Annotated in this window: 20 protein-coding genes and 1 pseudogene; 5 read left to right on the forward strand and 16 right to left on the reverse strand. The window is 61.4% G+C overall.

What is annotated here, in order from left to right:
- Positions 1-7 precede the first annotated feature (7 nt).
- The 8 genes from ACQRAQ_RS02810 to ACQRAQ_RS02845 all read right to left on the reverse strand — a co-directional run bounded on the left by ACQRAQ_RS02810 (position 8) and on the right by ACQRAQ_RS02845 (position 11,899).
- Positions 8-1,051, reverse strand: a complete 1,044-nt coding sequence (locus tag ACQRAQ_RS02810) for a DHH family phosphoesterase (protein WP_427793807.1) — start codon at positions 1,049-1,051, stop codon at positions 8-10.
- Complete coding sequence (gene rbfA, locus ACQRAQ_RS02815) at positions 1,044-1,454, reverse strand: 30S ribosome-binding factor RbfA (protein WP_006234038.1); 411 nt, start codon at positions 1,452-1,454, stop codon at positions 1,044-1,046. The genes ACQRAQ_RS02810 and rbfA overlap by 8 nt, the downstream gene beginning before the upstream one ends.
- Positions 1,455-1,465: 11 nt before the next feature.
- The gene (gene infB / locus ACQRAQ_RS02820) at positions 1,466-4,141 is read right to left on the reverse strand and encodes a translation initiation factor IF-2 (RefSeq protein WP_427719633.1); all 2,676 of its coding nucleotides are present in this window, start codon (positions 4,139-4,141) and stop codon (positions 1,466-1,468) included.
- Between the two features lie 91 nt (positions 4,142-4,232).
- Positions 4,233-5,486, reverse strand: a complete 1,254-nt coding sequence (gene nusA, locus ACQRAQ_RS02825) for a transcription termination factor NusA (protein ID WP_427793808.1) — start codon at positions 5,484-5,486, stop codon at positions 4,233-4,235.
- A 2-nt stretch (positions 5,487-5,488) separates the two neighbouring features.
- On the reverse strand, positions 5,489-5,983 hold the full coding sequence (gene rimP, locus ACQRAQ_RS02830) for a ribosome maturation factor RimP (RefSeq protein ID WP_118103499.1): 495 nt from the start codon (positions 5,981-5,983) through the stop codon (positions 5,489-5,491).
- 228 nt (positions 5,984-6,211) lie between these two features.
- Positions 6,212-7,009 (reverse strand): hypothetical protein, encoded by a 798-nt coding sequence (locus ACQRAQ_RS02835; protein ID WP_427793810.1) that lies wholly within the window; start codon positions 7,007-7,009, stop codon positions 6,212-6,214.
- Between the two features lie 542 nt (positions 7,010-7,551).
- The gene (leuS, locus tag ACQRAQ_RS02840; protein ID WP_427793812.1) at positions 7,552-10,128 is read right to left on the reverse strand and encodes a leucine--tRNA ligase; all 2,577 of its coding nucleotides are present in this window, start codon (positions 10,126-10,128) and stop codon (positions 7,552-7,554) included.
- Positions 10,129-10,387: 259 nt separating this feature from the next.
- Positions 10,388-11,899, reverse strand: a complete 1,512-nt coding sequence (locus ACQRAQ_RS02845; RefSeq protein ID WP_154515410.1) for an IMP dehydrogenase — start codon at positions 11,897-11,899, stop codon at positions 10,388-10,390.
- Positions 11,900-12,092: 193 nt separating this feature from the next.
- On the opposite strand from ACQRAQ_RS02845, the gene ACQRAQ_RS02850 reads away from it, so the two are divergent.
- A complete protein-coding gene (locus ACQRAQ_RS02850; RefSeq protein ID WP_427793814.1) occupies positions 12,093-12,437 on the forward strand; it encodes a winged helix-turn-helix domain-containing protein in 345 nt (114 codons plus the stop codon).
- A 104-nt stretch (positions 12,438-12,541) separates the two neighbouring features.
- On the opposite strand, the gene ACQRAQ_RS02855 is transcribed toward ACQRAQ_RS02850, so the two are convergent.
- The 7 genes and pseudogenes from ACQRAQ_RS02855 to ACQRAQ_RS02885 all read right to left on the reverse strand — a co-directional run bounded on the left by ACQRAQ_RS02855 (position 12,542) and on the right by ACQRAQ_RS02885 (position 19,000).
- Entirely contained in the window at positions 12,542-13,531 is a 990-nt protein-coding gene (locus ACQRAQ_RS02855) for a PLP-dependent transferase (protein WP_427793816.1), read from the reverse strand.
- A 214-nt stretch (positions 13,532-13,745) separates the two neighbouring features.
- A complete protein-coding gene (locus tag ACQRAQ_RS02860; protein WP_427793817.1) occupies positions 13,746-13,961 on the reverse strand; it encodes a hypothetical protein in 216 nt (71 codons plus the stop codon).
- Positions 13,962-14,525: 564 nt separating this feature from the next.
- Positions 14,526-14,837, reverse strand: a complete 312-nt coding sequence (locus tag ACQRAQ_RS02865; protein ID WP_427793819.1) for a hypothetical protein — start codon at positions 14,835-14,837, stop codon at positions 14,526-14,528.
- 474 nt (positions 14,838-15,311) lie between these two features.
- Positions 15,312-15,686: pseudogene (gene tenpIN / locus ACQRAQ_RS02870) on the reverse strand (type III toxin-antitoxin system TenpIN family toxin); the annotation flags it as partial.
- Positions 15,687-15,775: 89 nt separating this feature from the next.
- A complete protein-coding gene (locus ACQRAQ_RS02875) occupies positions 15,776-16,207 on the reverse strand; it encodes a hypothetical protein (RefSeq protein ID WP_427793821.1) in 432 nt (143 codons plus the stop codon).
- Positions 16,208-16,549: 342 nt separating this feature from the next.
- Positions 16,550-18,313, reverse strand: coding sequence for a threonine--tRNA ligase (thrS, locus tag ACQRAQ_RS02880; protein WP_427793822.1), 1,764 nt, complete (start codon positions 18,311-18,313; stop codon positions 16,550-16,552).
- Positions 18,314-18,568: 255 nt separating this feature from the next.
- Complete coding sequence (locus tag ACQRAQ_RS02885; RefSeq protein WP_006234085.1) at positions 18,569-19,000, reverse strand: double zinc ribbon domain-containing protein; 432 nt, start codon at positions 18,998-19,000, stop codon at positions 18,569-18,571.
- Positions 19,001-19,815: 815 nt separating this feature from the next.
- On the opposite strand from ACQRAQ_RS02885, the gene ACQRAQ_RS02890 reads away from it, so the two are divergent.
- The 4 genes from ACQRAQ_RS02890 to ACQRAQ_RS02905 all read left to right on the forward strand — a co-directional run bounded on the left by ACQRAQ_RS02890 (position 19,816) and on the right by ACQRAQ_RS02905 (position 24,667).
- A complete protein-coding gene (locus tag ACQRAQ_RS02890) occupies positions 19,816-21,288 on the forward strand; it encodes an NAD(P)/FAD-dependent oxidoreductase (RefSeq protein ID WP_427793824.1) in 1,473 nt (490 codons plus the stop codon).
- Between the two features lies 1 nt (position 21,289).
- On the forward strand, positions 21,290-22,711 hold the full coding sequence (locus ACQRAQ_RS02895) for an NAD(P)/FAD-dependent oxidoreductase (RefSeq protein ID WP_427793826.1): 1,422 nt from the start codon (positions 21,290-21,292) through the stop codon (positions 22,709-22,711).
- Between the two features lie 2 nt (positions 22,712-22,713).
- Positions 22,714-23,112 carry a DUF1667 domain-containing protein gene (locus ACQRAQ_RS02900; RefSeq protein ID WP_427793828.1) on the forward strand — a complete coding sequence of 133 codons (399 nt, stop codon included), beginning with the start codon at positions 22,714-22,716 and terminating at the stop codon, positions 23,110-23,112.
- 466 nt (positions 23,113-23,578) lie between these two features.
- The gene (locus ACQRAQ_RS02905; protein WP_427793830.1) at positions 23,579-24,667 is read left to right on the forward strand and encodes a M24 family metallopeptidase; all 1,089 of its coding nucleotides are present in this window, start codon (positions 23,579-23,581) and stop codon (positions 24,665-24,667) included.
- Between the two features lie 239 nt (positions 24,668-24,906).
- Here the strand turns inward: ACQRAQ_RS02905 and ACQRAQ_RS02910 are convergent, their stop codons facing one another.
- Complete coding sequence (locus ACQRAQ_RS02910) at positions 24,907-26,250, reverse strand: bifunctional folylpolyglutamate synthase/dihydrofolate synthase (protein ID WP_427793832.1); 1,344 nt, start codon at positions 26,248-26,250, stop codon at positions 24,907-24,909.
- Positions 26,251-26,511 lie beyond the last annotated feature (261 nt).

Consider the following 26,511-nt stretch of genomic DNA (forward strand, 5'->3'; position numbering starts at 1 on the left):
CAAAAAGTTAGAGCTCGACGGTCACCGAAGCGAGATCCTCCCCCACCAGCTCGGCCAGCATGGGAAGTGCCGCGGTGAGCGTCTCGAAAATCGTTCCGTTATTGGTAAAGCCGGCAGCAGCGTGATGTCCGCCTCCGCCAAAGTTGGCCGCAATCTCGGAGACATCCATGTCGCCCTTGGAGCGCAGGTTTCCGCGCACCTTGGTATCGCCCTCGATGCCCTTAAGGAACAGGCAGACCTCGACACCCATCACCGAGCGCACCACATCGACCAAGCCGTCGCACTCATCCGAGGTGACGCCACATTCCTTAAGGTCGCTTTCGTACGCGTAGCTATACGCCACGCGCCCGTGCGCGACCGTCTTGATGCGGCCCATGACGATGGACTTGAGGTGCAAGAACTCGACGCGCATGCTCTGATAGACCTCGAGCGCGACACGCGCCGGGTCGGCACCGTGCGCCACCAGGCGCGAAGCCGCATGGAACGCGGCGGCATCGGCATTCTGATACTGAAAACGACCGGTATCGGTAACCAGGCCGCAGAGCAGACAGGTGGCGATGCGATCGCGAACGACAATGCCGCAATCATCCAAAAAGCGGTCGATGATCATGGCGCACGCCGCAGCATCGACACGCCTCAGGCTTACCTCGGCAAACTCCTCGCGCGCCGGATGGTGGTCAAAGCACACCACATGTTTGGAGCGGCGGAGCACGTCGGCCGAGTTGTTCAGACGCTCGACAACCGGCACATCCACCGAGATAAACAGGTCGGGATCGCCCGTAAAGCTCGAAGCCGGCACCAGACGATCGGCGCCTTCCATAAAGCGGTAAATACGCGGAACGGGATCGTCGTCTGCGAGCAGCAGCGCGATGTCCTTGTCGGGGAACGCCTTCATGAGCGAGAGGCCCAGGCCCAACACGGAGCCCAGGGCATCGCCGTCGGGAGAGGTATGACCCGAGATCGCAATGGAGGACGCACCCTCGATAAGCTCGAGGATGCGTCGTTTAATATCTGCAGACTCGCACGAGACGAGGTCGGCGGAATTAGTCATCTAAAGCTGCCTCCTGGGCGGCATCCGCTATGGGATAGCCGTCCTCGTCCTTTTCGATCGCCAGCGTGGCCGGGACATTCTCCAGCGCACGCGTAATGCGCTCGGCCTCATCGGTCGAGCGATCGATGCGAAAATCGAGCTCGGGCGTGACGCGCCAGTCGAGCGAGCGAGCCAACAGGCTGCGAATGCGGCCCTTGGCGCTGGCGAGCGCCTCCATGACCTCATCGTAGCGGCTCGCATCGCACGACACGTACACGCGCGCGAACGAACGGTCCACCGCGACCTCGACCGCGGTCAGGGTGACCAGGTCGAGACGCGGATCGGAAACCTCAAAGAGAAGGATATAACCGAGCTTCTCGCGAAGCTGCTCGCCCAGACGGCGGGTTGCCTGCGTTTGCTTCATAGCGCTACCCCCTACTCGGTACGGGCAACCTGGTCGATACGGTAACCCTCGATCTGGTCGCCGGGCTTGATGTCCTGGAAGTTCTCCAGGCCAATGCCGCCCTCGGAACCGCTCTTGAGGCTCTTTGCCTCGTCCTTGTAGTGGCGCATCGAGGCGATCTTACCGTTAAAGACAACGATGCCGTCGCGCACCAGGCGCACGGAATCGGTCGCGGCGATCTCGCCCTCCTCGACGCGGACACCGGCGGCGATACCGACTTTGGGCACCTTAAAGGTGTCCAGGACGGTCGCGGTACCCGTGGAGACCTCGACCTCGGTGGGCTTGAGCATGCCGATACGGGCAGCGTCGAGCTCCTCGAGGCACTTGTAGATAACGTCGTAGCAACGAATCTCGACGCCCTCGCGCTCGGCAGCGGAGCGGGCCTTACCGTCGGGACGCACGCCAAAGCCAATGATGATGGCGTTGGAGGCGTCAGCCAGGACAACGTCGGTCTCGTTGATGGCACCGACCGCGGAGTGGATCGTGTTGATGCGGACCTCGGACTGATCCATCTTGTCGAGCGAGTCCTGAAGGGCCTCGATGGAGCCCTGGACGTCGGCCTTGATGATCAGGTTGAGCTCCTTGACCTCGGCGTCGGCGATGGTCTCGAAGAGGTTCTCGAGCGTGACGTGCTTCACGCGGCTCTGCTCCTCGATACGGGCCTTGAGCGAGCGCTCATCGGCCAGGGCGCGCGCCTCGCGCTCGTCCTCGAATACGCGGAACTCGTCGCCAGCGTTGGGAACGGACTGCAGGCCCAGGATCTCAACGGCGTCGGAGGGACCGGCCTCGGTGACGGCGCGGCCCTTGGGGTCGAGCATGGCGCGGACGCGGCCATAGGTAAGGCCGGCGACCAGCGTATCGCCCACGTGCAGGGTACCGCGGGTCACGAGCACGGTGGCGACCGAGCCGCGGCCCTTGTCGAGCTTGGCCTCGAGGACGTTGCCCGAGGCGAAGGTATCGGGGTTGGCCTTGAGCTCGAGCACGTCAGCCTGGAGCAGCACGGTCTCCAGAAGGTCGTCGATACCGATCTTCTGCTTGGCCGAGATGTTGACGAACATGTTCTGTCCGCCCCACTCCTCGGGGATAACGCCGTACTCGGTGAGTTCCTGGCGCACGCGGTCGGGGTTGGCGCCGGGCTTATCGATCTTGTTGACGGCGACGACGATGGGAACGCCGGCGGCCTTGGCGTGGTTGATCGACTCGACCGTCTGGGGCATGACGCCGTCGTCGGCGGCGACGATCAGGATGACGATGTCGGTCACCTTGGCGCCACGGGCACGCATGGCCGTAAAGGTAGCGTGGCCCGGGGTATCGATGAAGGTGATCTTGCGGTCGTTGATCATGACCTGCGAAGCGCCGATGGCCTGGGTAATGCCGCCAGCCTCGCCGGCAGCAACGCCGGTGTGGCGGATGGCGTCGAGCAGGCTCGTCTTGCCGTGGTCGACGTGACCCATGACGGTGACGACCGGGGCGCGGGGCTTAAGGTCGGCGGGATCGTCGTAGAACGAGAAGGTGTTCTCCTCCTCGGGGGTGATGATCCTGATCTGACGGCCCAAGTCGTCGGCAACGAGCTCGACAAGGTCGTCGGACATAGACTGCGTCATGGTGAGCGGCGTGCCCAGCAGGAACAGGCGCTTGATGATGTCGTTGGCCGGAACGTCGAGCGCCTCGGCAAGCTCCTGGACGGTAACGCCCTGGGAGACCTTGATGGCGTCGAGCTCCTCGGGGTTCACGCCCTGGGCCAGCGCCTCCTCAATCTTGCGCTCCTCCTGAGCCCTAGCGGCCTCGCGCTCGCGCTTCTCCTTGCGCTTCTTGCGGCGACCGGTGGACTCGCGAGAGGCCTCCTCGACGGCGGCACGGGCCTCCTCGAGAACCTTCTCGCGGCTGTACTCCTCGGCCTCGCGCGCCATGCGGCTGTAGTGGTCCTCTTCGCTGTTGTGACCACCCTTGCGCTTCTTGCCCTTGCCCTGCTTATCGGGGTTGGGGAAATCCATGCCGGCAGCGACATTGTTGCTGGCGTTGGTGCGATGGCTGTGCGGGCGGCTCTCGGAGGCGTTGCGGTCGTTGCGACGGCCGCCACGACGATCGTTGTTGCCGCCGCGACGGTTGCCGCGCTCGGCCTTGGCCTTGTCCTCGGCGTCCTTCTTCTCCTTGAGCACGGTCTCCTGTGCGGCGATCTGATCGAGCAGCGAACGGAAGCGCGAACCGGAGTCGGAAGCGGGAACAGCGCGGCGCTGGGCCTCGCGAGCAGCCTCCTCCTTCTCGCGGGCAAGGCGCTCCTGCTCGGCCTTCTTCTTGGCCTCGGCCTCGGCACGGGCTGCCTCCTCGGCGGCCTGGGCGGCGGCAAACTGGCGGCGCTCCTCCTCGCGTGCCTTCTCGGCGGCGATGCGCTCGCGCTCGGCCTCGGCGGCACGCGCCGCCTCCTCGGCGGCGGCAGCCTCCTCCTCAGCCTGCTTGGCGGCCTCGACTTCCTGGGCGCGGGCCTCGATCACCGAGGCAAGCTGCTTGCGGACCATGGCAACATAAGCGTCCTCCAGGGCGGAGGAAGCAGACTTAGCGGGAATCTTCATTTCGGCGAGGTGACCCATCAGTTCCTTGGAGGTCATGCCGAACTCTTTGGCCAGGGTGGACACACGGACTTTTGCCATATGACTTCACCTACCCTTTCTGGCACCTTGGGTGCCTAGAGACTGAACGAGCGTGGGATGTGCGCCGGAACCTGTCCAGCGCAACCGCGCGCTAGATCAGGTCCTCCGCATCATCGAAGGCGTCGGTGTCGTGGACACCGCAGAAACGGGAACCGGGACGGGCCTGGTTGCGGCACTGGATGCCGTCCTCGGACACGTACTCGCAGCGACGGGCGTCGTCATCCTCCTCGTCACCGATCAGGTCGGCGGCGGGCTCCTCGTGAACGGGAACGTTCTTGAGGATGTCGGCGGCAAGGGTCTCGGACTTAATGTCGATGTGCCAGCCGGTCAGGCGTGCGGCCAGGCGGGCGTTCTGGCCCTCCTTGCCAATGGCGAGCGAAAGCTGGTCGTCGGGCACGATGACGCCGGCATAGGCCTTCTCCTCGTCGATAAGGACGCGAGTGACCTTGGCGGGCGACAGGGCGTTGGCGACGTAGACGGCCGGATCGGCATCCCACAGGATGACGTCGACGCGCTCACCGCGCAGCTCACCCACGACGGCGCGCACACGGCTGCCCTTAGGACCGACGCAGGCGCCCACGGGATCCAGGCGGTCATCGAGCGAGTGGACGGCGACCTTGGAGCGCTGGCCGGGCTCGCGGGCGATCGACTTGATCTGGACGGTGCCCTCATAGATCTCGGGCACCTCCTGCTCAAACAGACGACGCATGAGCTCGGGGTGGGTACGCGAGATAACGATCGGCGGACGGCTGTGCTCGCCGCGGACCGGCGGAAGCGTGGAGTTGGGGTCGCGAACGTCAATGATCACGGCCTTGATGTGCTGGTTGTGCAGATAGCGCTCGCCCATGGGGCGCTCGTTGCGCTCGTTCTCGTAGCGGCGCTGATCAAAGTGCGGAAGCTCGGCCTCGACGCCTTCGCGGATCTTGACGATCGTAAAGTCGGGTGTGGACTGCAGTACGGTACCGCTGATGAGGTCGCCGATACGGCCGGAGAACTCCTCGTAGATCTGCTCGCGGGCGGAGTTGCGCACGATGGCGTTGATCTCGGCCTTGGCGTGCTGGGCGGCGATGCGGCTGGTGTTCTTGGGGGTGACGTCGATCTCCTCGAACTCGGTGAAGTTGCCCTCCTCGTCCATGGAATCGTCGATCGGCTCCAGGCGGTAGACATAGATCTTGCCGGTGGTGCGGTCGATGGTCACCTTGGCGCCCCACTCAAGATGCAGGATCTCGGCATAGCTCTTGGCGAGCGACTGCTCCAGGCGGTCGATCAGGTAGAGCTGGTCGATGTGCTTCTCCTGGCACAGCTCCATGAGAGCTTCCATCATGGTGAAATCGGCATCTGCCATGGTTAGTTCCCTTCCTTCACGCCCTTGAAGTCGAAGACCGGCTTCAAGGTGCACTTCTTTACGTCGTCAAATGCGATGGTGACCGCATCCTCGCCCTCGGGCTGAATGGTCACGCACGCGTCGGTGGCGGCGGCGATGGCGCCCTTGTAGGAACGGCGCCCCTCCATGGCCGTGGTGGTGAGCTCGACGTCCTCGCCCACGAAGCGGGCGAAGTCGGACGGGCGGCGCAGCGGACGCTTCATGCCCGGGGAGCTGACCTCGAGCGTGTAGGCGCTCGAAATGGGATCCAGGGCCTCGACGGTCTCGGACACCCAGGCGGTCTGGGCGGTGACCTCGTCGAGGTTGATGGGATCGCCCTCGAGCTTATCCAGGCGCACGCGCACGCACGGGGCCTTGGTGGCACCGACGACCTCGACGTCGACGATGTCGATGCCGTGCTCGGCGGCGCGGGCCTCCAGAGCATCGATGATGTCCTGCTCCACCTTGCTCTTGACCATGTGACACCTCACTTTCATGAAAAGGGAGCGCGGGCGAACCCGCACTCCCTTCACGTGACAACTTCATTTAGGTGGACTATAACACATTCCCAGCATACGAGGCAATTTTGCACAATGGAGCAAAGCTGTTCCCGCCCGCGTCCGCCACAAATTCCGCACAACGCAATTGTGGCTACAGGGCATTACAGACAACTTCGTGTAATCCAAGTGCGCTCCAATCAACCGTATTCATAGACGATTGTCATCAGGCGAGACCTCGCATTGAGCTGAATTGCCCTCTTGGCTCTCCTCCTCATCTGAGCTCATGCTGCGAGAGATAAGCGCGACAGCTTTTGACCAAAGCCAAAACATGGGACCCCAAAGCAGAACCACAAGAACGACACTCGTAAGGAATGGGTTCCTGCTAAACTCCGCCCCCACCGTCCCGAGCAATGAAAGAACTCCGAACTTCCATCCATGAATTGCCTTGCTTCCAATATAGGGGCCGATATCCTCGGAAAAAAGAATTCCCAGCGATGAGCCGATGAAGTTAACCAAAAGAAAAATTGAAACACACAGCACAACGCATACGAGCACATATGCAGGACCCGTCAGCTTCCTGGAACTCATGCGACTTGAAAGATATAACCGACGGCAGGATAAGGAGGACAGGAGCCATAGGCCAACAGAGAAAAAGACTTGAAGGATGCTTGCACCGCCCGTATACCTGAAAGCACGAATCCGCGCATCACCTGCGATTCTAGCGACATCCCACTTCGCTTCTTGTGATGCACGCCTTTCTTGCGGCGTTGCCTCATTCCATTCGTTCGTTCCTTCTTCGATGATTCTGTGGCGATTAAATACAGAAAGGCATTGGAAATCATACACAACATCGTATTGGATTTGAGCCAATCCAATACGAGTTGCATCATGCCCTCCCGAGAAAGCCCAGATTGCTATGATCGCCGCAATGACGGCGCAAACTGCGGCTGACGCGCCGCAAAGAACGCTAGCGGCGTCGATCGTGCGCTTCTGTGGGGAACTCATTCGTAGAACCTCCCGTTTGGGTACATCTCCGAATAGCACCTAGGGCACGTCAAGCCCCTCTCGCTTTGAATAGAGTCGATGAAGTCGATTTCTTTCCCGCAGACAACGCAAGCAGTCTTTCCATAGAACCCCTTCATGCAATCGACGCAGAAATTGCCATTCTTTCCCTCGATTTGATGCAACTGTTCGTCTGGAAATAAGTTCCGGCACCCGTCGCAATAGTGCTTTCCAGGATGGGAATCTAGGTACATGGCGCCTCCCATTCACATTGAGCGAACTATAAGGTCTACCTGTCAAGGTGGACCTTTACCGCACTATAGTGCGGTCGCGCGATCGACCGAAAGCCCCGGTAAACTTTGGGCAGGGCGAAGCAACACAGCGTTATCTTCGGCTGTCAAAAAACTTCTTCGGCGGTCCTGGCGACTGCTTTCCACCGCCTTGTGGGTAGAAAAATGTGGATCCGAAATTGTCATCCGGATCCACACCACGCTCTCTCATTCCGCAACGGAACAACGCGCTCTGCAGTTATTCCGCGGGTCGAGCTACTTTACGACCAGGTTCACAAGCTTGCCCGGCACGCAGATGGCCTTGACGACCGTCTTGCCCTCGATGTGCTTGGCAACGGCGGCCTCCGCGGCAGCCTGCATGGCGGCGGCATCGGCGCCCGCCGGCACCATCACGCGTGCGCGCATCTTGCCGAGCACCTGGACGGCGATCTCGACCTCGTCTGCCGCGGCCTCGGCAGCGTCGAACTCCGGCCACGGGGCGGTATAGACGCTCCCCTCGCGGCCGAGGGCGGCGTGCCACAGCTCCTCACAGGCGAACGGGCAGATCGGCGCCAGGACGGAGACGATGTCGCAGGCGACGAGCGCGGTAAGTGCGGCGTCGCGCTCCGCGACGGGCACGGCGTTGATATAGGCGCTCGCGGCGTTCACGAGCTCCATCATCGCCGAGATGGCCGTGTTGAACTGGCCGCGATCGAAGTCCTCGGTGCACTTGGCCAGCGTGCGATGGCGCTCGCGGTACAGCTCGAGCGCGGGCTTGGACAGGGCGCCCTTATCGAGCGAGCCGGCATCGCCCGCGGTCTCGGCCAGCTGCCAGACGATGCGCCAGGCGCGCTTGATGAAGCGGTTGGCGCCCTCGACGGCCTTGGGATCCCAGTCAAAGTCCTTCTCGGGCGGGGCGATAAACAGGATCGCCAGACGCATGGTGTCGGCGCCGTAGGGCTCGATAACCGAGCTCGGAGGCACGACGTTGCCCTTGGACTTGGACATGGTGTCGCCGTTCTCGTCCTTGACCATGCCCTGGCACAGCAGGTTGGTAAAGGGCTCGTCCACGCTGAGCAGACCCAGGTCGCGCAGCGCCTTGGTAAAGAAGCGGCTGTAGAGCAGGTGCAAAATGGCGTGCTCGATGCCGCCGATGTAGTTATCGACGGGCATCCAACGGTCTGCCGCCTCGCGGGAGAAGGGCAGCTCGGTGTTGTGCGGGTCGGTATAGCGCAGGTAATACCAGCTGGAGCAGGTGAAGGTGTCCATGGTATCGGTCTCGCGCTTGGCCGGGCGGCCGCAGACCGGGCAGGTAGTCTCGTAGAAGTCCTTGCACTCGGCGAGGGTCTCGCCGGCGCCCAGGTCCAGGTTCTCGGGCAGCGTCACCGGCAGCTGGTCCTCGGGCACGGGCACAATGCCGCAGTGCTTGCAATGGATGGCCGGGATGGGGTTGCCCCAATAGCGCTGACGGCTGATGAGCCAGTCGCGCAGGCGGAACTCGACCTTACGACGACCGCAGCCCATGGCCTCGAGGTCGGCCACGATGGCAGCCTCGCCCTCGGAGTGCTTACCGCCGCGCATGCCGGTGTACTTGCCGGACTGGACGAGCGTGCCCTCGGCAGCGTGGGCGCAATCCCAGTCGACGGTCTCGGCATGGAAGGTATCGATGGTCTCGCCACTGGCCTCAACGGCAGCGCGGTCGTCATCGTCCAGGATGATCGGGACGATCGGGAGGTCGTACTTGCGGGCAAACTCAAAGTCGCGCTGGTCGCCGCAGGGAACGGCCATGACGGCGCCGGTGCCGTAATCGGCAACGACATAGTCGGCAACCCACACAGGAACCTTCTCGCCGTTGACGGGGTTAACCACGTAGCGGCCCGTAAAGGCACCGTGCTTCTCGAGGGTGCCCTGGGCACGCTCGACGGCAGAGATATGCTTGGAGTCCTCGACGATCTTGGTCACGGCCTCCTCGTACTCCGTGCCCTCGACGAGCTCGTGCAGACGAGCGTACTCGGGAGCCAGGACAAAGAAGGAGACGCCAAAGAGCGTGTCGGCACGCGTGGTGAAGACGGTGATCTTGCCCTCGTCGCCCTCGATGGGATCGCCGTTGGCATCACACAGGGCAAAGTCGACCTCGGCGCCCTCGGAGCGGCCGATCCAGTTGGCCTGCATCTGCTTAACGCGCTCGGGCCAGCCGGGGAGCTTCTCCAGATCGTCGAGCAGCTCCTGGGAGTACTCGGTAATCTTGTAGTACCACTGCTCAAGGTCGCGCTTCTCGGGCTCGGTGCCGCAGCGCCAGCACTTGCCCTCGGTAACCTGCTCGTTGGCCAGAACGGTCTTACAGTTGGGGCACCAGTTGACCGGGTTCTTCTTGCGGTAGACCAGGCCCTTTTCCCACATCTTCTCAAAGATCCACTGACCCCAGCGGTAGTAGTCGGGGCTGCAGGTCTTGACCATGCGATCCAGATCGTAGGAGAAGCCCATGCGCTTCATCGTGGCGAGCGCCTGGTCCATGTTCTTATACGTCCAGGCGGCAGCCTGCGTGTTGTGCTTGATGGCGGCGTTCTCGGCGGGCAGGCCAAAGGCGTCAAAGCCAATGGGATGCAGCACGTCAAAGCCGCGCATGCGGGCCTGACGGGCCATGGCATCGCCGATGGTATAGTTGCGCGCGTGGCCCATGTGCAGGTCGCCCGAAGGATACGGGAACATCTCGAGCACATACTTCTTGGGCTTGCTGGCGTCGGTGTCGACGGCAAAGAGGTTGGAGTCCTCCCAGGCCTTCATCCACTTGGACTCAATGGCCTGCGCGTCGTAGGCAGGGATCTCGTCCTTATGATCTGTGCAATCGCACATATCAGCTCCTTTAATCTTAGCTGGGGTCAGTCGGCTTGGCTTTATTCGCTACTGCGGACAGTCCTGCGCAAGACGAAGAGCACATTAAGTGCTCTTCTTTGCGTGCGGAACTTGTAGCGAACAAAGCCAAGCCGACCGACCCTAAGGTTAACTTGACTGATGATAGCAAATACGACAAGCGAGATGCCTACGACTTGCAGGCATCTCGCTTTATCTTAATAACGTGGTTGGAACTCAACCTTTATGTGCGGCTCTTATCCTATCGATAAGACACAGACTGCTGCGAATCCTTGACGACTACGTCGTGGGCGCCGCCTTCGACGATCGAGGTCGAGCTCACCAGGGTCAGGCGTGCCTTTTTCTGGAGCTCGGGGATCGAGAGGGCACCGCAGTTGCACATCGTGGACTTGATCTTGTAGAGCGTGCCGCCCACGCCGTCCTTAAGGGAGCCGGCGTAGGGAACGTAGGAGTCGACGCCCTCGACGAAGCTGAGCTTCGCGGCGCCGCCCAGGTCGTAGCGCTGCCAGTTGCGGGCACGCGCAGAACCCTCGCCCCAGTACTCCTTCATGTACTGACCGTTGACGTTGACGCGCTCGGTCGGGCTCTCGTCAAAGCGGGCAAAGTAGCGGCCCAGCATCATAAAGTCGGCACCCATGGCAAGGGCGAGCGTCATGTGGTAGTCGTAGACGATACCGCCGTCGGAGCACACGGGCACGTAGACGCCGGTCTCCTCGTAGTACTCGTCGCGAGCGCGGCAGACGTCGATCAGCGCGGTGGCCTGGCCACGGCCGATACCCTTGGTCTCACGGGTGATGCAGATGGAACCGCCGCCGATACCCACCTTGATAAAGTCGGCACCGCAGTCGGCCAAAAAGCGGAAGCCCTCGGCGTCAACGACGTTGCCGGCACCGACCTTGACGTCCTCGCCGTAGTTGGCGCGGATCCACTCGATGGTGCGCTTCTGCCACTCGCTGAAGCCCTCGGAAGAGTCGATGCACAGGACATCGGCGCCGGCCTCGATGAGCAGCGGCACGCGCTCGGCATAGTCGCGGGTGTTGATGCCGGCGCCGACCATGTAGCGCTTGTCGCCGTCGAGCAGCTCGTTGGGGTTGGTCTTGTGGCTGTCGTAGTCCTTGCGGAAGACAATGCCCATAAGGTGATCGTTGTCGTCGACGATGGGCAGGGCGTTGAGCTTGTTGTCCCAGATGACGTCGTTGGCAACCTTGAGGCTGATGTTCTTGTCGCCCACGATGAGCTGCTCACGCGGGGTCATGAACTCGGAGACCTTCTTTTGGTGGTCATCGCGGCTGGGGCGATAGTCACGGCTGGTGACGATACCCAGGAGTTTGCCCTTGGGAGTGCCGTCGTCGGTGACCGGCATGGTGGAGTGACCGGTCTTCTCCTTGAGCTCGATGACCTGCTCCATGGTCATGTCGGGGGTCAGCGTGGAATCGGACTGAACGAAGCCGGCCTTGTGATCCTTGACGGCCTTGACCATGGCGGCCTCGGACTCGGGGGTCTGGGAACCGTAAATGAAGGACAGGCCACCCTCGGTAGCGAGCGCGACACCCATGTCGACGCCCGAGACGGACTGCATGATGGCGGAAACCATGGGGATGTTCAGGGTGATTGCCGGCTTCTCGCCGCGCTTAAAGCGGGTCAGCGGCGTCTTAAGAGAGACGTTGTTGGGGATGCACTGCGAGGACGAGTAACCAGGGACCAGCAGATACTCCGAAAACGTGTGGGACTCACCGGGAAAGAACGTAGCCATGTTTCTCCTTTTTCCATGCGACCGGTCGGCTGCAGGCCTCGTAGGACCCAGCCCAACCTTGGGCGCCCAATACTGGGGAAGTATCTTAACGCACTTTGACTGCTACAATGCATGATTTAAGAAGAGCACACGAGGGTTTGACGCAGGCTTTGCGTTTGCCCAGCAAACACTTTAGCGGAGAGACGTGGAGCGTATGGAGTACAAGACGACGGCGCGACTGGTCATTCGGTCGTGCGACAAGGATCTGCCGGGCGTGTTCGGCCACGGCTGCGTCTTGCTGCTGCAGGGTATCGCCCGCGAACACTCAATCAACCGTGCCGCAAAGAGCATGGGCATGGCATATTCCAAGGCCTGGCGCATTGTAAACGAGGCCGAGGGGCAGCTGGGGTGCAAGCTCATCGAGCGCGACGGCGCCCGCGGATCCACCCTCACCCCCGCCGGCGAGCGAGCCATAGCGGCCTACGAGGAGCTGCAGGCCGACATAAACCAGCTCATAGCTGCAAGGGCCAACGACCTGATCGACACCATCAAAGAGTAGCTAATTTGGGACGGGGCTTTTTTAGCTACCCATCCAGAGCATTCTTAACTCATAGCCAATAATTGACATTGGGTAGCTAAAAAAGCCCCGTCCCAAATTAGCTACTATCGGAGGGCGTTATCGAGGGCGGCGGCTACCGTCAGGGGATCGTCGGTGCCGGCGAAGAGGCGGATGGTGTCCCCCTGCTTGCCACGTGGGGCCGAAAGACGCGTCGTTGCACCGCCGGCGAACGACGTGCGAAACTCCCCCGGCAAAGCGTCGAACAACTCTCCCGCGCTACGCTTGATAAGGTCAAACTCAACTGCCGGGCCAAAGCCATGCTCGAGGATTCCCGTTGCAACCGCATGGTCAGGATGCGAGCTCAGCCCGGGATAGCGCACGTTGCGCACCATCTCGTTCGCAGCCAGATACTCGGCCAGCGCACGGGCGCGGTCGAAATGCGCCTGCATGCGAGCGTTAAGCGAGGAAAGCCCGCGCTCCAGCACGTCGGCCTCCTCAGCAGGCAAATCAAACTTGGCCAAGCCACAGCCCCCAAGCAGGGCATGCGCGCACTCAGCTGCGGCATCCACACGATGGCGCTTGAGCTGCGAGCGCGCCACCGATACAGCAACCAACTTGTGCGGAGAATCACCGGCACACACGCGATCGAGCGCCTCGAGCGACAGCGCAGCACCCAGCCGCAGCGGATCGCAGCCAAAAGCCGACGCCACCGTGTTATCCACCACGAGCAGCGCATGGACCTCGCGAGCCGCCCGACCCAGAGCGCGCAAATCGGGCACACGAAGGCCATGCCCGCCGATGGAGTTGACGAACCACCACAGGTGCGGCCCCTCGGCATCAAGCGAAGCATCAAAGCCCTCGGACGCGGCAGCAAACGCCGCAACCGACGGTTCCCCCACCATAGCCATGTCGCAGCCATCAAAGCCGCGCACAAAAGCTTTGGCAAAGTCATCCGCAAAGGCCACCAGGCGGTCACCGGGGCGCACAATCCCCAACAGCGCAAGCGCTGCCGGCGCATGCGAGGCTGCAACCAGTCGCGCCTCACGTGCGTTGGCCCTTGCAGCCCAAGCCTCTTCTAGCTGTTGCACGTCCACGTGGCACCGTCCCCTCAAAACAAAAGCCCACGATGCGGATGTTTCCCACATCGTGGGCAACGGCTGCAGTATAGCGCCAATAGGCGATTGCTCGCCTAGATGTTGAGCGCGTGGTAGGTCACATTCGCGCCAGCGGCATCAACGGACACGCCATAGGTCGCAGGGTAGATGCGCGTGGAAACTAATGAGCCACTTGAGGCATGTCTAGCGACAATCACTTCGCAGCCAGTAAAGCTAAACAAAGTAGCAGCATCCCCATCGTTACGCATGCCAGGGAAACAATCATCCAATCGCCGTCGCCGGTTTTGGCGAGAGCGGCGGCCGGTGTCGATGCGGGCTTGGTCTTCTTGGCAGTCTTGGTCGCAGGCGTCTTGGCGGAAGCAGGCACCGGCTTTTCGTCCGGCCCAGGAGCCGGATCGGGCATAGGCATGAGATCCTCGCTGGGCTTGTTCTCGTCCTTGGGTTTTTCTTCGCTACCGGACTTTGTATCCCCCGCGGATCACCGCCGGCGGACTCATCGGTACCGGGCCGGGTCTCCCCCGCCGGCGGATTGGCGCCCGTGGGCTCAATTACCACATGCTGCGTCACAGACCCGTTGGCATCAATCACGCTGGTGCGACCAAACGCCCCGCCCATCGGCGTCACAAACAGTGCAGAGGTAAGTGAACCGCTCTCGCAGGCAACGCCGGCTTTGGCGCCGGTCGCGTCCACCCAGGAGGCATCCACGGCAAACTGGCCATCGGAGGCGTACATACCAAGGAAGTGGCAATCGTCGCCTGATCCGCTGCCGGCGGCAACAACATGCGCACCGCCGCGTACGCTAACGGTGGCACCGCGCACGCCGGCCACCGAAGCATCGATCATGCCCCTGCCGTCAGCCCGGCCATCGACCAAGCAGCCGTCGATCACCAGCGCGCCCAACGCAAAGACACCGCACTGCGAACCCGTCGCGCGCAGCGAGTCCGCGCCGCAAAGCGTAAGGTTGCCCCACACCTCAAGGCCGCCTCGTGCACATGTCCGCATCCTCGGCCTGCGCCTCGTCCACAACATTTTGGCCCACCAGCGTTACCACCAGGTCGCCGTCCGCGCCAATGGCCTCGTCTGCGTAGCCGTTAAGCTGCAGATGGTCGGCATCGGTCCAGGCCCAGCCGGTGCCCGAGACACCCGGCTCGTCGTATGTTTGGCCCGCGATGGTAAGGCTATCCGCACCCGCGGCATAAGAAGGCCCGCCCAGCAAAACGCAAAGGCAGGCCATGGCAACAAACAGAAACTGAAGACGATGATGACTGGAAAAAACGACTGACATGGCCGCTCCGATCTCCACGGAAAGCCAATAGACCTGCACCAGAAAATGGCCTGGTAGCAGTATCTATTAGTGTATCGAGATTGGATCCGTGGCAAATCGAAGTACGCCGGGATAAGCGAACAATTCGGCGTAAATCGTTTTTGCAATCTGTGGACGGTGAGAGCGATGATTGACATCCCGGCAACGGACGACTTGGCCGGATAAAGTGCAGCGATTTGCCAGGTTAGCACGTCAGAACGCACCTCGTTGAACCGTTAAATCCGGAAGTATGCGGCAAATTTGAAACACGCCGACCACGCGGGAACACCGCGATCAATCTACCTGCGGGTTCTTTGGACAAAATAGGGTGTGTGCTCAGAGTTTCCAGAATTTGCCGCATACTTCCGGCATCGGTTCTCAAAGCTGCAGTTCTCATGCCCCGCTGCATTAAGGAGCAGACATGTGCTAGCTCGAGCTCAAACGTCAGACCATCAATTACAAATCGTAATTCTGTAGAGTTGAATACTTGATAAGCGAACGATAGCGTGGGTGTCCGGATTTAACAGCCCGCTTGTAAAGCTTGATATAGTTCTCAAATCCTATTTGCACGACGAATTCATTTCCGCGAAGAGCTTCAAATTCGTTCGGGCGTAAGTACGGGCGTGCCTGCTGGTCTATATATCCTGGCTTGCCCACTACAACAGCCTTTGAATAATCAATTCCGCATTTATTTTCGGTATCGGTAAAGAATGCGTACCCGTGGCGAATATGCGAGCGAAAAGGTATAGCCCACGTATGGTCCTCGATCTCGACCAAAAAGACGATGTAAGGACGATTTTGCTTTTGTTCCATCTCTTTGAACGGAGGGTTCGGATGATTCTGAGAAACAAGTCCGTCAAAAAGACAATATTAGAATTCAGGCCTATGGGACAAAATGTGTGTCCCGATAGAACATCGTTTTAATCCATTAATCCAGCCAGAACGGGTACGGGTCCCTGTGGTGGAGCCCCCCACACGGCCCTTTCGCCCCACTCCGGCCCTTCGTCCTCGCGCGACGGCGAGGCGGGGCAGGCGCTGATCAGGAAGTCGATGTCCGCGTCGGTCGGCATCGCGGCGAGCTTCTCGCGCGCCGTCCTCGCGTCCCCCGAGTGCGCGTGGCACCACCAGAACACCGCCTTCACGCGCTTGACCGACGTCAGCCCCCGGTGGTTGCGCAGGACGGCCCCCGGCTGCGAGTTCACCCCTCCCTCGATCACGTTGTTGGTCGACGGCAGCGGGCCGGCCTTGGCCAGGGCGGGGTCGAGGTAGGTGAACAGCGTCCCCGCCGACACCTTGTCGCCGTGTCGTCGCACCTCACCGTCGTCGACGCGCCGCGGGCAGTGCGCCTCCACCGCCGGGACCCCGACGAGGTCTTGCCGTTGCGCTTGGCCCGACCGCCGCAGTAGGGGCAATAGACGGCCTTCATGGACACCTCTTCCGAAAGGGTTTTTGACGGTTCCGGAAAAGGTTATCTGCCTGCGGGAACGATAGGCAACCGGACACACATTCTGTCCGAGAGGGTAATAGCGGGCACTGAATTCAAACGGCTGAAAAAGGGGCATCGACCTGTGCCGATGCCCCCAACGTGGACACACATTTTGTCCTATAAGCCTAATCTTTGCCGTCTCTCGTCACCAAAAAAGGCGACTGTCCATAGACGATCGCCTTTTCTTGTTTGGCTCTGTGCGTTTGTCTTAGGCGCGAGTCTTAATCTCCTCGGTCACCTTGGCCACAAACTCATCGACACTCATCTGAACGGTCTCGTTGGAACGATCGCGGACGGAGATATTGCCGGCCTCGACCTCCTTCTCGCCCAGGATGAGCATATAGGGCACGCGGTCGATGCTGCGGGCCTCGCGGATCTTGTAGCCGATCTTCTCGTCGCGGTCGTCGCAGACCACGCGAATGCCGGCCTCCTCCAGCTTGGCGCACACCTCGTGGGCATAGTCGCGGCTCTTCTCGGAGACCGGAAGCGCCTTGACCTGCACGGGAGCCAGCCAGGTGGGGAACTTGCCCGCAAAGTGCTCGATCAGAATGCCAATAAAGCGCTCGATGGAGCCAAAGCACACGCGGTGCAGCATAATGGGGCGCTTCTTGGTACCGTCGGCGTCCACGTACTCCAGATCAAAGTTGAGCGGCATCTGGAAGTCGAGCTGCACGGTACCGCACTGCCAGGTACGGCCGAGCGAGTCCTCCAGGTGGAAGTCGATCTTGGGGCCGTAGAAGGCGCCGTCGCCCTCGTTGACCTCGTAGTCCATGTGCAGCTGCTCAAGAGCGGTGCGCAGGCCCTCTTCGGCTCGTGCCCAGTCCTCGTCAGAACCCATGGAGTCCTCGGGGCGGGTGGAAAGCTCAACGTGATACTTAAAGCCAAACTTCTGGTACACGGAGTCGATAAGGTTGACCACGCCCACAATCTCGTCGGTCAGCTGGTCGGGGCGCACAAACAGGTGGGCATCGTCCTGGTTAAAGCAGCGCACGCGGAACAGGCCGTGCAGGGCTCCGCGCAGCTCATGACGGTGCACCAGGCCAATCTCGCCGGCACGGATGGGCAGCTCGCGGTAGGAGTGCGGCTTGGAGGCGTACACCAGCACGCCGCCCGGGCAGTTCATGGGCTTAATGCAGTACTCTTCGTCGTCGATGACGGTGGAGTACATGTTGTCCTTGTAGTGGTCCCAATGGCCCGAGGTCTTCCACAGCTGCTTGTTCATGATGAGCGGCGTGGAGATCTCCACGTAGCCGGCCTTGTGGTGGATCTCGCGCCAGTAGTCCAGCAGCGTGTTCTTAAGGATCATGCCGTTGGGCAGGAAGAACGGGAAGCCGGGGGCCTCGTCGCGCATCATAAAGAGGTCCATCTCGCGGCCGATCTTGCGGTGGTCGCGCTTCTTGGCCTCCTCCAGCATGTGCATGTGCTCGTCGAGCTCTTCCTTGGTGGCAAAGGCGACGCCGTTGATGCGGGTGAGCATCTTGTTGTCCTTGTCGCCCTTCCAGTAGGCGCCCGAGACGCCGGTGAGCTTAAAGGCCTTGAGGGCCTTGGTGTAGCAGATATGGGGGCCGACGCACATGTCGATGTAGTCGCCCTGCTGGTAGAAGGTGATGCGGGCGTCGTCGTCCAGGTCGCCGATGTGCTCGACCTTGTACTTCTCGCCGCGCTCCTCCATAAGGGCGATGGCCTCGGCGCGGGGCTTCTCGTACACGGTGAACTTGAGGTTCTCCTTGCAGATCTTCTTCATCTCGGCCTCGATCGCGGGGAAATCGTCCTCGCTGATCTTGACGCCCTCGGGCAGGTCGACGTCGTAGTAAAAGCCGTTGTCGGTCGCGGGGCCGTAGGCAAAATCGGCCTGGGGGTACAGGCGCTTAATGGCCTGCGCCATGATATGCGCGGCGGAGTGGCGGATGACGTGCGTGACCTCGTCCTGCGGGAGCTCGGCCACCGAACCGTCATTGTAGAGTGCCTTCATGGGTATGTTTTCTCCTCTCGGATGCCTGGTGCAAGTGCTGCTTGGCGCCGTGCGGTGTGCATTGCGCTTGCCGGCGCGTGCGTTTTGACTTGCATCATTATAGGCAGGTTACCTAGGTATACAAGCGCCCGCCGCACCTTAATGGCACGGCGGGCGATTTTCTACGCATGCTTCATCGTGTGGGGGCGGGGCTGCGTGCGGCTTGCGCGCGGCGCGCGGGGCCCGTGGCTTGCGGCCGGCCCGGCGATGGATGCGCTACTGGATGCGAGTTCGGCAGTAGGGGCAGACCTTCCAGTGTGCGTCGAGCGGGCGATGGCAGCTGGGGCACACGTTGCGAACCTGGGTGTCGCACACCGGGCAGACCACAAAGTCCTTCTCGATGGGCGCACCGCACTGCGGGCAGGTGCCGTACTGGGCAAGCTGACGCTCGCGCAAGGCCATGTCCAGCTCCTGCTCCTCGCGGTCGGCCGCATAGGAGTGCGGGCGCAGGACCAGGTAGGCGATGAGGCCTACAAACGGGATGAGGGCAATGATGCCCCATGCCACGTAAGCGCTGGCGCCGCGGCGACGGGCGTCAATAAACACATAGACGACCGACAGCACGTACAGGGCGATGATAAAGCCAACAAAGGCATAGATGACGCCCATAAGCTGCGGCGACATGAGCTCGGAGATGTACTTGGACATAAGGTGGGCCTTTCGGGGTAGTTACAACTCGAGTTAGTGTAACACGGGGGTTAACGATTTGGCAGGTCGCAGGCATGGGCAGATAGAAACATCTCAATCTGTAACAGGTGAGAGCGGAATCCGGGTCCAGATGTTACAGGATTAGACAAACCGTTCTCTCCCCGACTACAATCTCGATCTGTAACATCTTGGCTCCAGAATCAGTCCCTACTGTTACAGATCGAGATGAGCGGTGAGCCCTCCGTTAAATATCTCAATCTGTAACAACTAGGGGCCAGAACCCCTTCTATCTGTTACAGATCAAGACAAAGGAAAATGTCCAATCTCAATATCTCAATCTGTAACAACAACTCGGCAAAAACAGGTCTAACTGTTACAGATTTAGACATTCGAAACCGACTGATGGGTTCATCTAAATCTGTAACATCTAGACCCCAAAACGGTACCGAGATGTTACAGATCGAGACAGATGACCTCTCCCTGACTTTAAATCTCAATCTGTAACACATAGGAAATCTGTAACACATAGGACCGATTTTCTACTCTTACTGTTACAAATCAAGACAAACAGAGGGCCCGCCTGGCAAACGTCTCGATCTGTAATATCTGGAACCCAACTCTTCTGCTTACCGTTACAGAACGAGACAAACCTTTGATAACAGGGGTGCCAGACGAGGTCACCGATTGACCTGGGTCTCCCCTCGCCTGCCGTTGGCGGGTGTTGCGGGGCTGTTCGCCGCATTGCCGCTGCGCTGGGGGTGTGCAGACCGTAGGATAGTCCTATTGACAGCCTGTCAACTCGTCTGGGAGGCACTGTGACAGAAACGTTTGATATCGCGATTGTGGGCGCGGGCATCACCGGATGCGCCATCGCGCGGCAGCTCGCACGCTATGACCTGTCCATCTGCGTGGTCGAGGCGGCCAACGACATTGCCCTGGGCGCGTCGAAGGCCAACGGCGGCCTGGTGCACGCCGGCTACGATCCGGCGCCGGGCACGGTTAAGGCGCAGGTCAACGCCCGCGGCTGCGAGCTATATGGCACGTGGGCCCAGGAGCTGGGCTTTTTGTTTTGCCGCACCGGGTCCATGGTGCTGGGCTTTAGCGACCAAGACCGCGCGCAGCTGGAGCAGCTGCAAAGCAACGGGCTGGCAAACGGCGTACCCGAGTTGGCGATCATCGGGGCCGAGCGCATCCACGAGCTGGAGCCGCGCGCCAGCGCCCAGGCCACGTGCGCGCTGTGGTGTCCCTCGACCGGCTATGTCGATCCGTTTGAGGTCGCCATCGCCGCGATGGAAAACGCCGTAGCCAACGGCGTGACGTTTGTGCGCTCTGCACCGGTGGAGACGATCGAGGTAGCTCCCGGCGCTGGCGACAGGAGCGGCGACGGGACCGCTCGTTTTACGCTGGTAACACCGGCCGGTGATGTGCGCTGCCGCTATTTGATTAACGCGGCGGGCAACGGCGCCGCAGACATCACGCATATGGCGGGCGCCGAGGAGTTCCAGATGGTCTGGCGCCAGGGCAACATTGTGGTGCTGGACAAGGAGCCGCGCGCACTCATGCCGCTCTACCCCGTTCCCACGCCGGTTTCCAAGGGCGTCATCGTTACGGGCACCGTCCACGGCAACACGGTGATCACCGCGACGGCCGCTGTGCGCGAGGCGGGCGACACGCAGACCTATGCGGGCGACGTAAACGCGCTGCTGGGCGGCGCGCGCAAGCTGGTGCCCGATCTGGATACGCGCCGCGTGGTGCGAGCGTTTGCCGGCGGGCGTCCGGTCATTAAGGGAACGAACGACTTTTTTATTGGACAATCCGCCGTGGTGCCGGGGCTGTTCCAGGCGGCAGGCATTCAGTCGCCGGGCGTAGCGAGCGCTCCGGCCATTGCCGAGCGAATGGAGCAGGTGCTGCGCGAGGCGGGCGTTGCTTTGTGCGAGCGGGTCGATTGGGATCCGATTCGCCGTGCGCCGGACGACTTTGACCGCGCGCCGCTTGCGCGCAAGGAAGAGCTGATCGAGTCCGACCCCGCGTGGGGGCAGATTGTCTGCCGCTGCGAGACGGTGCCCGAGGCCGAGATCGTGGCCGCGATTCGACGCCGCCCGGGCGCAGTTTCGGTCGAGGGCGTCAAACGCCGCTGCCGTGCCGGCATGGGTCGGTGCCAGAGCGGCTTTTGCCAGAGCCGCGTGGTGCGGATTCTGGCCCGCGAGCTGGGCTGCGACCCCAGCGAGGTACCGTTGGAAGACGATGGCTCCTGGCTGGTAGAGGGACCGTTGAAGGGGGTGCGCTAGGATGGCAACGAGTATCGATATGGGTGCGGTATCGGGCGTCGAGTGCACTTGCGCAGATGCCGACAGGGCATCAATTGCTGCCGGCGCCGTGCAGACGCAGGCGTTCGACGTAGTCGTTATCGGCGGCGGACCTGCCGGCATGGCGGCCTCACTTGCCGCACACAAGGCCGGAGCGCGCGTGGCCATCGTGGAGCGCGAGCAGCACCTGGGCGGCATCCTGCGCCAGTGCATCCACCCGGGCTTTGGCCTCTCACACTTTAAGCAGGAACTGACCGGTCCCGAGTACGCACAGCGCTTTATCAACCAGGTGCGCGAAACCGATATCGCACTGTTCCTGGACAGTATGGTGATTGGGATCGACTCAAGCGAGGACAAAGTCGCAGGCACGGGCGCAAGTGGCGCGGCGAGCGAAGCCTCGGCACACACCGTCACGCTCATGAGCCCCGCCGGCATGTTGCAGCTCACCGGGCGCGCCGTCGTCCTTGCCATGGGGTGTCGCGAGCGCACGCGCAGCGAGATCAAGATTCCCGGCAGCCGCCCCGCCGGCGTGTTTACCGCCGGCCTGGCGCAGCGATACATCAACATCGACAACCTCAAGCCCGGCTCGCGCGCCGTCATTTTAGGCTCGGGCGACATTGGGCTCATCATGGCGCGTCGCTGCACGCTCGAGGGGATTTCGGTCGAGGGCGTGTACGAGCTTATGCCATACGCCAACGGCCTGCGCCGCAATGTGAAGAACTGCTTGGACGATTTTGGCATTCCGCTGCACCTTTCCACCACCGTCACACGCGTGATTGGGCACGACCGCGTGGAGGCCGTCGAGGTGAGCCAGGTCGACGAAAATCTGGCGCCCATTCCGGGGACCGAGCGCATCGTTCCGTGCGACACGCTGCTGCTTTCGGTAGGTTTGATTCCCGAGAACGAGCTTTCGGTAGGCGCGGGTGTTGAGCTTGACCCGCGCACGCGCGGCGCCGTGGTGGACCAGAGCCTGCAGACGGGCGTGCCGGGCATCTTTGCCTGCGGCAACGTGCTGCACGTGCACGACCTGGCCGATAACGTGACGGCCGAGTCCGAGCGTGCCGGTGCAGCCGCGGCGACGTACGCGCTGGGGACCGGCACGGATGTCGAGACGGGCGCTGGCTGCCAGCTCACGGTCTCCCCTGCCGACATTGCCGGCTACGCGCTGCCAGGACGCATTACGGCCGTGGCACTCACCAGGCTCAACTTCCGCGTGCGCCGGCCGGTCGATGCCGCCCGCGTGCGCATTCTGGCGGGCGACGAGGAACTGCTTACGGGCAAGGTCCGCGCGTTTAAACCGAGCGTTATGGAAAGCTTCCCGCTGCCGGCAAAGGTGATACAGCGAGCGCTCGACCTGGGTGCCAGCGAGATTATCCTTTCCGTCGAGCCCGTCGAGGAGGCATAGCCATGAGCACAAATGCGATCGAGACGCTACAGTTCAACTGCACCACCTGCCCATCCGAGTGCCTCCTTACGGTGGAAGTGGAGCGCGGGGCCGACGACCGCGTGGCGACGGTGCGCGCCGTGACCGGCAACAGCTGCCCGCGCGGCGATAAGTTCGCACATCAGGAGCTCACCTGCCCCATGCGCGTCCTCACTACCACCGTGGCAGTATCAGGCGGCGACGAGGCACTGCTGCCCGTGCGCACGGCCGAAGCCATCCCGCTCGAACTCCATGCCCAGACCATGGACCTCATCCGCGGCCTAGTGGTCAAAGTCCCCATCCGCATGGGCGATGTAGTCCTCCCCAACCTCCTAGACACCGGTACCGACCTCATCGCCAGCATGGACATCGACCCGGCCTAAGCAGCTCGTTTGGGACGGTGCTCTTTTAGCTACCCCGCATCCGCCCCGCCCCTCCTCAATTGCGGTGAAATAATTCCCGATTTCCGCCAAAACCCCGGCATCAAGGAACTATTCCACCGCAACTTGCCTTGGGATCGGTATTTAGCTTGTGCCTACTTTAGTGCCATTTCAAAACTATGCCGGATTACGGGGCTGATTCGGAGACCCCCACCCATACCGGCAATTTTCGATTTTTGATAAGCCTTCTACCTGCGGTTTTAATTTCGCTATTTTTCCCATGGTCAAGTAATACAGGTCCAGCCCCGTAATCCGCCATAGTTTTGAAACCAGCCCATTTGGGACGGGACCATATTGACTACTTTTACCTATCAGCTCGCATGTTTGACGCAGCTAAAATAGCCCCGTCCCAAATTGACTACCCTGGCATTGGGGATACCATGGTGGCAACCTAACGAAAGGACGATGTATGGCACATGTCGATGACCAGCGCGTGGCACGCGTGCTCGATGCGCTCGAGGCTCAGCACCCCGGCGCGCAGCTGCTCGTAAACGACCCGTGGTCGATTTATTACCTGACCGGCTTTTATGCCGATATGTTCGAGCGTTTTTGCGGCGTACTGCTCGCACGCGGTAGCGAGCCCGTGATCTTGGTCAACGCGCTGCATCAGCTGCCCGAGTATGACAATGCCCGCATCGCGTACCACACCGATACCGACGTCGTGGCCGACGCCATCGCTCGCGAGGTTGATCCGACCAAACCGCTCGGCATCGACACCGTCATGCGCTCCGGCTTCTTGATGCCCCTTATGGATCGTCATGCCGCGAGCGAATTCTTCCTAGGCGATTTTGCCGTGACCGCCGCGCGAACCTACAAAGACGCCGCCGAGCAGGAGCTTATGCGCGTGTCCTCGGCCGCTAACGACGCCGTGATGGCCGACGCGATCGAGCTCGTCCACGAAGGCGTGACAGAGCGCGAGATCGCCGACCAGATGCTTGGCCTGTATCGCAAGCACGATTGCGAGGGCTTTAGCTTTCCGCCCATCGTGAGCTTTGGCGCCAACGCCGGCGACCCGCACCACGAGCCAGACGATACGGTACTCAAGCGTGGCGACGTGGTGCTGTTCGACATTGGCGGGCGTCGCCGCAACTATTGCTCGGACATGACGCGCACGTTCTTTTGGGGCGAGCCGGACGAGGAGACGGCACGCATCTACGACATCGTGCGCCGCGCCAACGAGGCCGCTGAGGCGCTCATCGCACCGGGCGTGCGTATGTGCGATCTGGACCGTGCCGCGCGCGACGTGATTGAGGACGCGGGTTATGGCAAGCACTTTACGCACCGTCTGGGACACTCGATCGGCCTGCAAGACCACGAGCCGGGTGACGTCTCGCTCGTCAACGAGCAGGTCGTGGAGCCGGGCATGACGTTTTCCATCGAGCCGGGCATCTACCTCCCCGGCCGCACCGGCGTCCGCATCGAGGACCTTGCCCTGGTCACCGAGAGCGGCGTCGAGATCCTCAACGCCTACCCCCACGATCCGGTCCGCCTAGACTAGGCAATGCGGCAAAGGGACAGCCCCTTTGCCGCATCACATGAATGCCGCCACGAAATGGGCCTATCTACTACGTTTAACCCGCATGGGGCGACCATGCGGGTATTTTTTGAAAATTGGCAAGCCTTCTACCTGCGGTTTTGATTTTGCGATTCTCGGCATAGTTGAGGGTAGCCGGTCAAACGTAGTAGATAGGCCCATTTCGTGGCGAGCAGGCAAACTAGCTACCCTGCGGAAGGGATCTAGCGGAGCAGACCGGCAACTTCGCCGGCCAGGGTGATGGTGCCTGCTGCTACGAAGGGCTCGCCTGCGGCCTCAAAGGCTGCGAGGGCCTCGGACACGCTGGGGTACACGCCTGCGAGCTTATCGGAGTCCACCAGGGCAGCAAGCTCCTCCGCCGGCAGGGCACGATCGGAATCGGTCTGCGTGACGACCACGCGCGGGAAGGCCGGGATCAGCACGTCGACGATACCCGCCACGTCCTTGTCTGCCAGCGCGGCGCACAGCAACGTGGGGCGATTCTCTACGCACGGATCGATCTCATCCAAGGCGCTCACAAAGTTCTCGCAGCTCTGGGGGTTATGGCAGGCGTCGATCAGCTTGAGCGGGTCGGTTCCCAACACATCAAAACGGCCCGGCGTAGGGCAGCCCATAAGCGAAGCATCAAGCGCCTCGTGGTCGAGCTCGCGACCCAGATACCCCTCGCAGAGCATAATCGCGCACGCGGCATTCTGCGGCTGATACGCCGGCTTAACCATGCTCGACGTATAAATCGCACGCGGCGTGGTACAGCTAAACTCAACCGTATCGCCCACATGCGCCGGCACCTTGGTCGTGGCGTGGCTCACCACCAGCGGCACCACATCACACTCACGGCAACGGTTGTCCATAACGCGCTGAACGCTCGGCTCATGCGTGCCCTCGCCCAGCACAACCAGGCGTCCGGGCTTAATGACCGCAGCCTTCTCCCCCGCAATGGCCCCGAGCGTATCGCCCAGAATGCGCGTGTGATCGAGTCCGATACCCGTGATGGCAACGGCGACGGGATCGGTCGCGCTCGTGGCGTCCCAGCGACCGCCCATGCCGACCTCGAGCACGGCGACATCCACGCGAGCCTCGGCAAACACCACAAGCGCGGCGGCCGTCAGCAGGTCAAAAGGCGTGATGGTATAGGCACGCTCCCCCGCCACCACGCGGCGCGCATTCACTCGATGCCCCGCCTCAACAGCAGCAGAAACGCCACGGGCAAACGCCTCATCGCTCACGACGTGCCCATCGACCTCCATGCGCTCGGGATAGCGAACAAGCTGCGGCGACGTATAAAGCGCAGCCTTGAGCCCCTCGCCGCGAAGGATAGCAGCCGAAAAACGCGTGGTCGAAGTTTTGCCATTGGTACCGGCAACCTGAATGCAATCAAAGTACTCGTCCGGCCGCCCCAGCTCATCGAGCATATCGACAACTGTCTCGAGCAGAGGACCAGCATCCCCAGAAATCCGCCCCGTATCGGCAGCAAGCCCCACAGCTTCACCAAACGAAAGCAAATCAAACTCAAAAGGAACGGTATACAAGCCAGAACGCTTAGCCATAACCCAAAGTCCCCTCAACATAAAAAGAGGCCCGAATCAACAACGAGCCCCTCCCATTCAAAATATCAGCCAAACATCGCTCTGCAGCAGAATCAAGGCCACAACCAAGTGGCCTAACCCACCAGTTGCAAGCAACCACGTAACCGCCATGGGAGCGGTTTGGGGCTTTGCTCGATACAAGTTCCGCACGAGCCGAAGGCCACTTAATGTGGCCTTCGTGCGAGCAGGACTGTCCGCAGTAGCGAGCAAAGCCCCAAACCG

This window comes from Collinsella sp. SGI.178, from assembly GCF_050313495.1.
Classification (GTDB): Bacteria; Actinomycetota; Coriobacteriia; order Coriobacteriales; family Coriobacteriaceae; genus Collinsella.

What these genes read in the sequence shown, in the direction of transcription:
- ACQRAQ_RS02810 (WP_427793807.1), bottom strand. Translation starts at nt 1,051, where the DNA reads ATGACTAATTCCGCCGACCTCGTCTCGTGCGAGTCTGCAGATATTAAA.
- rbfA (WP_006234038.1), bottom strand. Translation starts at nt 1,454, where the DNA reads ATGAAGCAAACGCAGGCAACCCGCCGTCTGGGCGAGCAGCTTCGCGAG.
- infB (WP_427719633.1), bottom strand. Translation starts at nt 4,141, where the DNA reads ATGGCAAAAGTCCGTGTGTCCACCCTGGCCAAAGAGTTCGGCATGACC.
- nusA (WP_427793808.1), bottom strand. Translation starts at nt 5,486, where the DNA reads ATGGCAGATGCCGATTTCACCATGATGGAAGCTCTCATGGAGCTGTGC.
- rimP (WP_118103499.1), bottom strand. Translation starts at nt 5,983, where the DNA reads ATGGTCAAGAGCAAGGTGGAGCAGGACATCATCGATGCTCTGGAGGCC.
- ACQRAQ_RS02835 (WP_427793810.1), bottom strand. Translation starts at nt 7,009, where the DNA reads ATGAGTTCCCCACAGAAGCGCACGATCGACGCCGCTAGCGTTCTTTGC.
- leuS (WP_427793812.1), bottom strand. Translation starts at nt 10,128, where the DNA reads ATGTGCGATTGCACAGATCATAAGGACGAGATCCCTGCCTACGACGCG.
- ACQRAQ_RS02845 (WP_154515410.1), bottom strand. Translation starts at nt 11,899, where the DNA reads ATGGCTACGTTCTTTCCCGGTGAGTCCCACACGTTTTCGGAGTATCTG.
- ACQRAQ_RS02850 (WP_427793814.1), top strand. Translation starts at nt 12,093, where the DNA reads ATGGAGTACAAGACGACGGCGCGACTGGTCATTCGGTCGTGCGACAAG.
- ACQRAQ_RS02860 (WP_427793817.1), bottom strand. Translation starts at nt 13,961, where the DNA reads ATGCCTATGCCCGATCCGGCTCCTGGGCCGGACGAAAAGCCGGTGCCT.
- ACQRAQ_RS02865 (WP_427793819.1), bottom strand. Translation starts at nt 14,837, where the DNA reads ATGTCAGTCGTTTTTTCCAGTCATCATCGTCTTCAGTTTCTGTTTGTT.
- thrS (WP_427793822.1), bottom strand. Translation starts at nt 18,313, where the DNA reads ATGAAGGCACTCTACAATGACGGTTCGGTGGCCGAGCTCCCGCAGGAC.
- ACQRAQ_RS02885 (WP_006234085.1), bottom strand. Translation starts at nt 19,000, where the DNA reads ATGTCCAAGTACATCTCCGAGCTCATGTCGCCGCAGCTTATGGGCGTC.
- ACQRAQ_RS02895 (WP_427793826.1), top strand. Translation starts at nt 21,290, where the DNA reads ATGGCAACGAGTATCGATATGGGTGCGGTATCGGGCGTCGAGTGCACT.
- ACQRAQ_RS02900 (WP_427793828.1), top strand. Translation starts at nt 22,714, where the DNA reads ATGAGCACAAATGCGATCGAGACGCTACAGTTCAACTGCACCACCTGC.
- ACQRAQ_RS02905 (WP_427793830.1), top strand. Translation starts at nt 23,579, where the DNA reads ATGGCACATGTCGATGACCAGCGCGTGGCACGCGTGCTCGATGCGCTC.
- ACQRAQ_RS02910 (WP_427793832.1), bottom strand. Translation starts at nt 26,250, where the DNA reads ATGGCTAAGCGTTCTGGCTTGTATACCGTTCCTTTTGAGTTTGATTTG.